We start from the raw sequence: 10,265 nt of genomic DNA, 5'->3' as shown, positions 1-10,265 counted from the left end.
CAAATGCGATGGCCAAACAGAAATGTCTGGCACATTTAGAACGAGAGTAAGAGTCCCTTAAAACCCAGTTGTTTTCAAGCGAATCGAGAATTTGCTGCCGATGTACAGCAAGTTTTAGCAACCGCCCGTATCCATTATCGTCATTATCATGCTCGAAATTTAACCCTTGAAGACTTAGGCTCCAAAAGAACAGAAGTCGAGAACTCACTGCAAAAGATTTTTAAAGCAACTCCCAAAAAAGGATGGCCTTATGATGCACAAAGATTGATTAACCGTCTCAAACGTCATTGGGAAGAGTGGTTCACCTTTCTAACTTATCCTGAAGTCAAACCAGATAATAATGATGCTGAGAGAGCTTTACGTCCCATTGTCATTCACCGCAAAGTAAGTGGGGGGGCAAGAAGCGACTGGGGTGCAGAGTTAGTCACCCAAATGTTCAGTTTTTTAGAGACCATGAGATTACAGGGGCAAAATGCCATTGTCCAATTATGCGAATTATTTTCATTAGCTGGTCGGAGTCCCCCAGGATTAGAGATGTAAAAGGCTCCGGAGCCGATGGGGGATAGATTTTTCTTGATCGCCCTATCTCTCTGCACAAAAATACATAGGATTAGCTGATAATCTCCGCTAACAAAAAACTATCTTACTATTCTTTTTTTTCTCATATTGTTGTTTTTATTTGAGGTTTTTAAAAGACTTGATTCTGGGAATGTTAGTCATTAAAATAGCCGTAATAAATTAGCTTAAATTTTACGCTAAATCACAGGGCTTATATTTTTGTTGACTCAACTGATGTTGTTTGTAGTGCTTTTCAATAAGACTTTTTTGTTGCGGTGAGCAGTTACGATTTCACACCCATTATCGTTTTTACAACAATTATTAACATAAGGGGTTACATTATGGGATATGATCCAGGATTTGGGCGTTCTTTTGGTAATCCAATTGATCGAGATAATTTAATACTCCCAGAAGTAATGATAGAAGATTATAATGTTGACTTATATCAAGTCATGAAACCTATATTTGATACAGTCTGGAATGCAGCAGGATACCCGCGATCGCTTAATTATGATGAACAAGGAAAGTGGTTAGGGATTAACGAAGTCAGAAGTCAGAAGTCAGGAGTTCCTCACTACGTTCCGGCACTATCGTACAGAAGTTGTTTTTGAAACGAGGATTTAAGCCTCGCCTCAAAAACGTTTCGCTTTAAAAAGCCAGGTTTTAGACCCTATTATCTCGATAAATGATATAACTTAAGTAATTAACAGTTTTTAGCTTCTGCCTTCTCCTTTCAGGAGGGGTTAGGAATGGATAGGGCGGGTTAATTTTAGCTTCTCCCGAATTTCTCACAAAATCTGCGATCGCCAAACACAGAAGCCTTACAGGAAGTGGGTTTGAACAGAGCGATCGCAGATTTCCCCAACCAACAGTCTGTTGTCAGATTTTAAGTTAAAATCAACCCGAATTAGACAAAGATGAAAAGATAAATCAATCACTCATTTTTCCAAAAAAATTATTAATAAAATCTCTAATAGTACTAGATTGTTAGAATAAAATATGCTATAATTTAATTATTAAAGCAATTTACCTTAAACTGATTTAATGAGTCCCAGTCATCCCCGAACCCCTCGTCAAGTAATCAACTTTAGTAAACAGAAAGGAAAAGAAATAATCGCTAATTTTGATGGGGGAATAATCACTTCAGATGCGGGGATTGTCTGGATAGCTGAGTTGGATAAAAAACTGGGAATTACCGAGAAGTTTGGTAACTGTTTTCAAGATCATCGTCATCAATCTTATGTAGATCATTCCGTTCATGAGTTATTAGCACAAAGGCTTTATGGAATTATTTTAGGCTATGAAGATGTCAATGACCATGATAAATTACGTCACGATCCTGCCCTTAAGATCGCTTTAGAAAAGCTTAATGAACTTGAAGATAAAAAGGGATGGTTAGCTGGAAAAAGTACAATTAATAGATTGGAATATTGTCCTGAGACTATTCTCGACCAAAAAACGAGTCGTTATCATAAAATAGAACCCAACTTTGAAGCCATTGAAAAATCTTTTGTCGAATTTTGTTTAGAGTCTTATAAAAAACCTCCCTTAAGTATTATATTAGATATGGATGTCACGGATGACCAAGTACATGGTAATCAAGAAGGGGCATTTTTTAATAGTTATTATCACGGAGTATGTTATGCTCCTTTATATATTTTCTGTGGGCATCATTTATTAGTTGCTAAACTTCGTTCGTCTAATGTAGATCCAGCCGATGGAGCCTTAGACGAATTACAAAGAATTATCGGACTAATTAGAGAAAAATGGTCAGAGACTCATATCCTAGTTAGGGGTGATAGTGCCTATGCCCGTGAAGAAATCTTCTATTTTTGTGAAAATCAGCCTTTAGTTGATTATGTTATAGCTATGGGAACAAATGGCGTTCTTAAGTTACGAGCGGATGATGTAATTGAAAAAGCCAAACATGAATATGAAAAAAAACTAGCTCCAATAACTGAATTAATGGATAGTTTATTTCAGAAAAAAGAAGATTTAGAAGAAGTTAAAAAATTAGTACCAATTTCTACTTGGTATCGCTCTATTCGTTATAAAACAGAAAAGTCATGGAGTTGTCAAAGAAGAGTAGTGACAAAAGTTTGTTATGGAAGTGATGGCTTAAAAATGCGCCATGTGGTGACATCTTTGCCCGCTTCAAAAATTCCACCCTCAAAACTTTATACAAAAAAATACTGTCCGAGAGGCGAGATGGAGAATCGGATTAAAGAACAACAATTAGACTTGTTAGCTCATAGAACTTCAACTCAAACATTTCAAAGTAATCAACTAAGATTATGGATACATTCCTGGGCTTATGTTCTCATAAATGCTTTTCGTCAACACTGTTTAAAAAAAACTTCATTGGCTAAAGCAACTGTGGGAAGAATACGTCTAAATCTTCTTAAGTTGGGAGCCAGAATAAAGATTAGTTATAGAAGAATTATTATCGCTATAGCTAGTGCTTGTCCTTATCAAGATATTTTATCTATTGCTAACAAAAGAATTAAAACTATTCCTAATACGGGATAAGTAGAATAAGTTGTTTTTTAAAAAAGATATCTATCATAAGTTGTTGACTGACTGATACTTTCATTTAGTCTTATTTATCGTGGAGAAAATCAAAAGTTAATATAATTATTCCCTCTTAAACTCAATTTTTGGATAATCAAAGTCAATTTTTTTATTCATCTATATTCAAAATTTCTATTAGTCCTAAAAATTATCATTTTTCATCTCTGGATTGGGCTTTCAAATTAATTTGTGAGAAATCCGGGTAATATCCTTGTTTTCTCTATGATATTCATAGAAAGCAGGAAACAAGTCCGATCCCGAAATTTTCTCCCGAATGGGTGTCCCTAGAAAGCGAGAAGCAAACTGAACAATTTTGCTGTCACAAACCCGATAATCTGACTGTTGATAAACTTCCCTTAACTCGGCATCATGACGGAGTTTCATGAAATGATCCACATCAGGGGTAACTACCACTCCCCCTTCGCGAGCGAGAGATTTCAGTAGTTCTTTGGTACAAAGGTTATCGATAGCGACATTGAGAATGTTAACTGTTTTCATGGTCTAGGATTATACGTAGTTATTTTCCCCTACTTATACTATTATGCCCCTGTTTAACCTTTGCAATGTTAGCGTTAATGTATAACTTCGTGTATAACTTCGTGTAAACGGTTTAATTTTTCTGTTTTTTAGATCAAAAATACTATAAAAAATCAGCTTATGTCCCAGGAGAAGCTGCTCCTTGACTGTAGACACAAGCTGATCATGTAATAGGTGTAGAAATTATTGAACTTTAGATAACCCATTGAGATCAAACTTTTCTAACCAGGTTTGGCGATCGCCTTCGGAAAAAGAGGAATCACGGGATAACACCTTAACCTGGAAGCGATAGCCAACTAAAACAGCGGTTCCGGTTTTACCTTGAGAAACAGCAGGATAACCCTTAATCTTTTGGCTACTTTTTTCAAATTTCTTAGCAGCACTGGGGTTATTGAGAATATCAGAAATAGCTAATACAGCCACCTCTTTACCATCTTTTTTCAACTTTGCTTCTGCAAAACCTTTTTTCTCTTGGGTATACACACGCTCATATCCCCCACCAGAAGGGGGGAAAAACTTATTAAAACTTCCCCCAGACTCTGATTCTTTAACAACCGCACTACTACCTCTCTGAGAACTTTCTTGCTGCGCTTGTTCAAACCTTGATGGGGCCTGAGTAGCACAGGATGTTAAGAAAAGAAGACTGAGAGAGAAAACAACAATAACTTGACGCATTTTGAGCAGCATTTTGAGAGGACTCCTGAAAATTTTGCTTCACCTTATGATTGTGTCAAACCACTTGATAGTATACAATTGATATTAAGTTAAGTTTTGTAACTACTCTTAAACCCTGTTAAGAGAACACTTTAATGTCTATGAATATTCCAGAACAAGTTAAAGTCTGGTCACAGTTTGGCCATCCTATTCTCATGTGGGCCCTATTCGCCCTTACCATTTACGCTCTATATTTAGGGATTCAATGGCGAAGAATTCGCTTTGTTGATAAAGATATCAAAAAAGAATTAGTAAAAAAAGATTTTCGCAACCGACACTATAAAATGGGTTCAGTGGTCTTAAGTTTAATGGTATTAGGTAATATGGGCGGTATGGCTATTACCTATATCAACAACGGTAGATTATTCGTCGGTCCCCATTTACTAATTGGTTTAGTTATGACTGCTTTAATTGCGGTTTCAGCTTCTCTCTCTCCTTTGATGCAGAAAGGCAATGAATTAGCCCGTTATACTCATATTACTCTTAATATGGCTATTGTTGGTTTATTCGGTTGGCAGGCCATTAGTGGCATGGAAATCGTCCAGAAAATTTTAGAGAGAATGTCTTAAGTAAACTCTAGAAAATTTATTAGTTTACGAAGGTAACAGGAGATATTCCTGTTACCTTTGTTTTAGCCTTCTTGAGTCTTACTCGAGCTAATTAAGAAAATATCAATTTCGTTATCTTCTTTGGGATCAATTCTGACAGTGATATCAGGTCCAAAAAACTTGGTAATCTTTTCTTTTTTATCTTGCCAAGTTTCTAAGGTAATAAAAGGTGAATCAAACTCTAAGATTAAACCATAATTTCCCTCAATATTTTCCTCTCGAATAGCTACTAATACCGGTCGATCTTCATCCGAAGGACTCAACCCTAACCTTTCTAGGGAATCATCAAGATGAGCCTCTTGTCCATAACGATAACGGGTGACATCTTTACGAATTTGGTCTTGAGTTGGGGTAGCTTTTTCCTCTCTTAGAGCAATAATTTCTGGGGATGTGCTTTGACTGTAGGGAATGGGTTTTAATTCCGCGGCCTTAAGAGCCAGTCCCCCTAATAAAATGGGGACACCATAGAAAAATCCTGCTAAATTGAGGGTAGGATTGTCCACAGCATAGGCCACAAAGCCAATAATGGTTAAAATTCCTCCGACTGTCAATCCGACTCGTGCTAATGAAAGTTTGCGTAACATATAATTCCTGTGTTGAGCGATCGCTTTAAATTTTATTATCAAACTTCATTATCCTTGTGATCGGTCTTTCTGAAAAGAGGATAACTTCTTTTCAAGAGAATTTTTAGTCAAGACTAGACCAGAACACTCAAGATTGTTTATCCTAGAGTTGGTGTTCATTTTAGGTTTAAAGGAATGGATAAAGAAACAATCCAGGAACAAGTCAAATTGATTGAGGGTAAACGAGGATTTTTAGTGGAACTTTTAGAAAAACCAGATTTAGGAATCTTGCGAGTCGATGTTAAACAAGCTCTTGAGGAACTCGATGAACTAATTGAGGAGTTTGAATTGACTTTTCCTAATAATTCTTAATCGGAGAAATTAGCAATTTTATTAATCCTAGAAGCAACAGTATTTTAGATTATTCCTGTGGCTTTTAGGTTTCTCTTTTTCAGTTAAATACTGTTTATAAAAATCTTGATTAAATTCAGATACAATAAGAAATGTCACCCCCAACATTTTTAGTATAAGAAATTGAAAAATGACTCTATTCTTAATCATTCTCAATGGCTTGGTATTTGTTACACAACTCAGGTTAGGTGGTAGTGAAAATATTGAAACTTTATATGAATTAGGTGCTTTAGTTCCTGTTGTGGTCTGGGAAGGTCAATTTTGGCGATTAATTACCTCTAATTTTCTTCACTATGGATGGGGACATTTTTCAATGAATATGTTAGCACTGTATTTTATCGGAAATTTAGTAGAAAAGATCAGTAATAAATATAATTATATTACTATTTATTTTCTCAGTGGAATAGGCTCAATGTCTGCCTTTTCTTATCTCGCTCATTATACTGGTAAACTCGACTATATTCTGGTTGGTGCTTCGGCATCAGTTATGGGTTTAGTAGGCAGTTTAACTGCAATATTTTTAAGGAGATGGTTACATGAAAAGTCTTCTATTAACGGCAAAAGACTCTCAATTATAGTCGTGGTTATTATTGTACAATTAATCTCTGATTACCTCCTCCCTCAAGTAAGTATGTTAAGTCATTTATTCGGTTTATTAATTGGTTTTATTGTAATTGCTCACCGCAATAAAGAATCTGTCTTGACAACATAAAGGTAAAATCGGGGATTTTTATGTATAGTGGGGGTTATGACCACAAATGCTACCATTGATTCAAAGCTAGTTAGAGCTATCGCCGATGAACAGTTGGCGAACAATGTCTTCATGATTGAGTGGCTAGTCAAGGCACAACAACAGTTATCTCTTCAACAAAGACTGATTGACCAGCAACAACAACAAATCTCTACACAACAGCAAGAAATTGAAAAATTGAAAGAAGAGAGAGATAAGCTAAAAAACCGTAACTCAAAAAACAGTTCAGTCCCCCCATCATCAGACCCACTAAAAAAGCCTTCTGACAAAAAGAAACGCAAAAAAGGATTTAAACGCGGACCAAAATATGACCACCCAGGGAAGACCCGTAATGGTTTTGGTCAGCCCGATAAGATAGTCCCTTTAGAACTAGAAAACTGTCCTGTTTGTGGGGGTTCAGTGGAACGAGATGAAGTAGTTCCCGAAAAAGTCCAGCAAGTGGCTGAAGTAGTAGACCAACCCATAGAAATCAGGGAATATCGTCGCGGATTCTATAAATGTCCTAGTTGTGGATGGTCAGATTACAGTCCTATTCCATTGGGAGTTAAAGAAGGATTCAGTTATGGGGCGCGATTAAGTAGCATCGTGGGCTGGCTTGGCTATGGGGGTAATCTTACATGGCGTAAACAGGAACATTTTATAGAGTATGTCTTTGGCATTCCCATTTCTCAAGGGAGCCTTGCCAAAATGCACAAATGGTTTCAAGAAAGTTTAGAACCCTTGACCAAACAGTGGTTAAAGTACATCCAGCAGCCAGGAATCCGATGTGTTGACGAAACCAGTTATTGCATCGATGGCATCAAGTATTGGGTTTGGGTAGCCACATCAAATGAGGTCTGTGTGTTGATGTTGGCTCCCACTAGAAGCTCCGCAGAAGTCGAGAAATTGTTAGGAGCAGATTTTAAGGGCATCCTCACCAGTGACTGCTATAGTGCCTACTTTAGACAAAGTGCGATAGCCAAACAGAAATGTCTGGCACATTTAGAACGAGAGTTAGAGTCCCTTAAAACCAGTCGTTTTCAAGCGAATCGAGAATTTGCTGCCGATGTACAGCAAGTTTTAGCAACCGCCCGTATCCATTATCGTCATTATCATGCTCGAAATTTAACCCTTGAAGACTTAGGCTCCAAAAGAACAGAAGTCGAGAACTCACTGCAAAAGATTTTTAAAGCAACTCCCAAAAAAGGATGGCCTTATGATGCACAAAGATTGATTAACCGTCTCAAACGTCATTGGGAAGAGTGGTTCACCTTTCTAACTTATCCTGAAGTCAAACCAGATAATAATGATGCTGAGAGAGCTTTACGTCCCATTGTCATTCACCGCAAAGTAAGTGGGGGAGCAAGAAGCGACTGGGGTGCAGAGTTAGTCACCCAAATGTTCAGTTTTTTAGAGACCATGAGATTACAGGGGCAAAATGCCATTGTCCAATTATGCGAATTATTTTCATTAGCTGGTCGGAGTCCCCCAGGATTAGAGATGTAAAAGGCTCCGGAGCCGATGGGGGATAGATTTTTCTTGATCCCCCTATCTCTCTGCACAAAAATACACAGGGTTAGCGGATAATCTCCGCTAACAAAAAACTATCTTACTATTTTTTTTTTTCATATTGTTGTTTTTATTTGAGGTTTTTAAAAGACTTGATTCTGGGAATGTTAGTCATTAAAATAGCCGTAATAAATTAGCTTAAATTTTACGCTAAATCACAGGGCTTATATTTTTGTTGACTCAACTGATGTTGTTTGTAGTGCTTTTCAATAAGACTTTTTTGTTGCGGTGAGCAGTTACACAAAATCTTCTAATAAAAACTCAAAAATCCCACCTGCTGCTAGGATAGAAAGTTTAGCAACTTCTAAAGCATCATCGGGAGAAGCGGGACGAAAAATAACATTATTCATATTAACCTTCGGTAAACATTTCTGATAGAGTAACGGTTCGATAACCTCTTTTTTTGATCTCAGGAAGAATCTTTTTTAAGGTAATATTCGTTCTTTCTCCCCAGTCTCCAGACTTACCGTCTCTACTACTATCATGTAAGACAATGATAGCACCAGGACGTAAATTTGCTAAGATATGGTAACTCGCAAACTCAGAGGAAGGAATATTAGTATCATAGGGAAAAATAGAACCATTAGCTGTCCGATAATTATATTTTTTGACCGTTTCTAACATTTGGGTATTATACCAACCTCCCCCAGGACGAAACTAAGTTACTTTTGATGATTCATATAACAAAAATTGATTTAAACTTTTATCTGCTGTTAAAAATTTGTCTTCAAATTCTTCTTTTGATAAGAAAATACTTTTTTCATCTTTAACCAGATGATTACCAATTTCATGACCATTATTAATGATATTTTCAACAATCTCTTCATTCTTATCTAATCTTTCACTAATTATAAAAAAAGTTGCCTTAGTATCATTTTTTGACAAAGTTTCTAATATTTTTGGTGTTGTTATCGTATTTGGTCCATCATCAATAGTCACAGCAACAATTTTATCAGTAGTTTCAGAGAAATAATAAACCCCAGGAGCAACTTTAACTATTATTTTTAATAACCATCTGGGTTGATAAAAGAAGATACTTAAGATTAATATCAAAAGAATTGTTGCTGATAAAAACATTAACCTAAATTTAGTTAACATCATAATTTTTTACTCAAATTTTCTTGAGAATTCAGGATAAGTATCACCCAATTAAATATGTAGCTGTCATTAAATATAAAACACAAAAGCAAGTAGTCAAGGCTTTAGCCTTGATGATCAATATTTGATCGTCCTAAAGGACTGACTACAAGCTGCTGTAGGATCTTAATAACATTAAGATCCTACAGCAAATCTATCAACTATCAACGTAATTCCTCATTAAACTCGTTAACAATACGTCGTTTTAACTCCACAGACTCAGAACGAGGTAAGAGGTTAAAAACTTCTCGGAGAACATCATCAACCGCTTCATATTTCACCTGTCCTTTACCATCAAAAATCTTCTTTCCTTCACTATCAAGGATAACGGTTTGGGGAATAATATCTTGATAATAATAGCCAGATTCTTCCTTGGTATAAATATCTTTTGCAGGAATGCTATCAACATTAACAGGAATAATATTAGCAGCCCGACCATAAAATTCTTGAATACGAGAAACCACGATGGCAAATCGTTTACAATCTCGACTATCATCCAAATAATAAACAAGCACCGTTGGCATTTCCCTATCTAAAGACTCTTTTAAGGATAATTTAGCCGGAACAAGGGAACCATTGCCAGCATAAACAACAAAAATGTTGCCATCAAGACGATCATCATCGATATAAGCTGTGGCAGGAAAGATAGTCCAGCAGTTAAAAGCGATCCTTAAAGAAAATAAACCAATCCAACCGACCTTTAATTAGGAACTTTAAACCCTCCTCCCCATTAACGTTTGCCTCCGAAAAACTAAATAACTCCCTACACATGTTAAAAAACCTTTCCGAAAATTTGGTTAAAAATGTGTCCCCACGGAAAGGGTCCTAAAAATCCCTGGGACTGGAGCGGCCACTTTGCCCAAAATT

Annotated in this window: 11 protein-coding genes and 2 pseudogenes; 7 read left to right on the top strand and 6 right to left on the bottom strand. The window is 36.4% G+C overall.

Features of this window, described 5'->3' with window-relative positions:
* From CWATDRAFT_RS34735 to CWATDRAFT_RS26650, 3 genes and pseudogenes are all read left to right on the top strand, one after another.
* Positions 1 to 540: pseudogene (locus CWATDRAFT_RS34735) on the top strand (IS66 family transposase); the annotation flags it as partial.
* Positions 541 to 899: 359 nt separating this feature from the next.
* The gene (locus tag CWATDRAFT_RS26655) at positions 900 to 1,169 is read left to right on the top strand and encodes a hypothetical protein (RefSeq protein WP_042712526.1); all 270 of its coding nucleotides are present in this window, start codon (positions 900 to 902) and stop codon (positions 1,167 to 1,169) included.
* A 433-nt stretch (positions 1,170 to 1,602) separates the two neighbouring features.
* Positions 1,603 to 3,087 (top strand): IS1380-like element ISCwa5 family transposase, encoded by a 1,485-nt coding sequence (locus CWATDRAFT_RS26650; protein WP_007307911.1) that lies wholly within the window; start codon positions 1,603 to 1,605, stop codon positions 3,085 to 3,087.
* Between the two features lie 246 nt (positions 3,088 to 3,333).
* Here CWATDRAFT_RS26650 and CWATDRAFT_RS26645 read toward each other — a convergent pair.
* Positions 3,334 to 3,627: pseudogene (locus tag CWATDRAFT_RS26645) on the bottom strand (WecB/TagA/CpsF family glycosyltransferase); the annotation flags it as partial.
* Between the two features lie 222 nt (positions 3,628 to 3,849).
* On the bottom strand, positions 3,850 to 4,341 hold the full coding sequence (locus tag CWATDRAFT_RS26640; RefSeq protein ID WP_412093281.1) for a hypothetical protein: 492 nt from the start codon (positions 4,339 to 4,341) through the stop codon (positions 3,850 to 3,852).
* Positions 4,342 to 4,475: 134 nt separating this feature from the next.
* On the opposite strand from CWATDRAFT_RS26640, the gene CWATDRAFT_RS26635 reads away from it, so the two are divergent.
* Complete coding sequence (locus CWATDRAFT_RS26635; RefSeq protein ID WP_007307912.1) at positions 4,476 to 4,949, top strand: DUF4079 domain-containing protein; 474 nt, start codon at positions 4,476 to 4,478, stop codon at positions 4,947 to 4,949.
* Between the two features lie 62 nt (positions 4,950 to 5,011).
* Here the strand turns inward: CWATDRAFT_RS26635 and CWATDRAFT_RS26630 are convergent, their stop codons facing one another.
* Positions 5,012 to 5,572 (bottom strand): DUF2854 domain-containing protein, encoded by a 561-nt coding sequence (locus CWATDRAFT_RS26630; RefSeq protein WP_007307908.1) that lies wholly within the window; start codon positions 5,570 to 5,572, stop codon positions 5,012 to 5,014.
* Positions 5,573 to 5,746: 174 nt separating this feature from the next.
* Between CWATDRAFT_RS26630 and CWATDRAFT_RS38890 the strand changes: the two genes are divergently transcribed.
* From CWATDRAFT_RS38890 to CWATDRAFT_RS26620, 3 genes are all read left to right on the top strand, one after another.
* A complete protein-coding gene (locus CWATDRAFT_RS38890; protein ID WP_007307913.1) occupies positions 5,747 to 5,923 on the top strand; it encodes a hypothetical protein in 177 nt (58 codons plus the stop codon).
* 169 nt (positions 5,924 to 6,092) lie between these two features.
* Positions 6,093 to 6,674 (top strand): rhomboid family intramembrane serine protease, encoded by a 582-nt coding sequence (locus CWATDRAFT_RS26625; protein ID WP_007307914.1) that lies wholly within the window; start codon positions 6,093 to 6,095, stop codon positions 6,672 to 6,674.
* Between the two features lie 27 nt (positions 6,675 to 6,701).
* Positions 6,702 to 8,198 carry an IS66-like element ISCwa4 family transposase gene (locus CWATDRAFT_RS26620; RefSeq protein WP_007307915.1) on the top strand — a complete coding sequence of 499 codons (1,497 nt, stop codon included), beginning with the start codon at positions 6,702 to 6,704 and terminating at the stop codon, positions 8,196 to 8,198.
* A gap of 414 nt (positions 8,199 to 8,612) precedes the next feature.
* Here CWATDRAFT_RS26620 and CWATDRAFT_RS41520 read toward each other — a convergent pair whose 3' ends face one another.
* From CWATDRAFT_RS41520 to CWATDRAFT_RS26610, 3 genes are all read right to left on the bottom strand, one after another.
* Entirely contained in the window at positions 8,613 to 8,885 is a 273-nt protein-coding gene (locus CWATDRAFT_RS41520; protein WP_007307907.1) for a polysaccharide deacetylase family protein, read from the bottom strand.
* A 33-nt stretch (positions 8,886 to 8,918) separates the two neighbouring features.
* Positions 8,919 to 9,362, bottom strand: coding sequence for a polysaccharide deacetylase family protein (locus CWATDRAFT_RS41515; protein WP_007307906.1), 444 nt, complete (start codon positions 9,360 to 9,362; stop codon positions 8,919 to 8,921).
* Between the two features lie 200 nt (positions 9,363 to 9,562).
* Entirely contained in the window at positions 9,563 to 10,087 is a 525-nt protein-coding gene (locus CWATDRAFT_RS26610; RefSeq protein WP_042712525.1) for a thylakoid membrane photosystem I accumulation factor, read from the bottom strand.
* Positions 10,088 to 10,265 lie beyond the last annotated feature (178 nt).

This window comes from Crocosphaera watsonii WH 8501 (assembly GCF_000167195.1).
Classification (GTDB): Bacteria; Cyanobacteriota; Cyanobacteriia; order Cyanobacteriales; family Microcystaceae; genus Crocosphaera; species Crocosphaera watsonii.
This window is presented reverse-complemented; position numbering and strand designations above follow the sequence as displayed.

Excerpts from the sequence above, each read along its gene's own strand:
- CWATDRAFT_RS41520 (WP_007307907.1), bottom strand. The coding sequence starts at position 8,885 with ATGTTAGAAACGGTCAAAAAATATAATTATCGGACAGCTAATGGTTCT.
- CWATDRAFT_RS26640 (WP_412093281.1), bottom strand. The coding sequence starts at position 4,341 with ATGCGTCAAGTTATTGTTGTTTTCTCTCTCAGTCTTCTTTTCTTAACA.
- CWATDRAFT_RS38890 (WP_007307913.1), top strand. The coding sequence starts at position 5,747 with ATGGATAAAGAAACAATCCAGGAACAAGTCAAATTGATTGAGGGTAAA.
- CWATDRAFT_RS26630 (WP_007307908.1), bottom strand. The coding sequence starts at position 5,572 with ATGTTACGCAAACTTTCATTAGCACGAGTCGGATTGACAGTCGGAGGA.
- CWATDRAFT_RS26650 (WP_007307911.1), top strand. The coding sequence starts at position 1,603 with ATGAGTCCCAGTCATCCCCGAACCCCTCGTCAAGTAATCAACTTTAGT.
- CWATDRAFT_RS26635 (WP_007307912.1), top strand. The coding sequence starts at position 4,476 with ATGTCTATGAATATTCCAGAACAAGTTAAAGTCTGGTCACAGTTTGGC.
- CWATDRAFT_RS26625 (WP_007307914.1), top strand. The coding sequence starts at position 6,093 with ATGACTCTATTCTTAATCATTCTCAATGGCTTGGTATTTGTTACACAA.
- CWATDRAFT_RS41515 (WP_007307906.1), bottom strand. The coding sequence starts at position 9,362 with ATGATGTTAACTAAATTTAGGTTAATGTTTTTATCAGCAACAATTCTT.
- CWATDRAFT_RS26655 (WP_042712526.1), top strand. The coding sequence starts at position 900 with ATGGGATATGATCCAGGATTTGGGCGTTCTTTTGGTAATCCAATTGAT.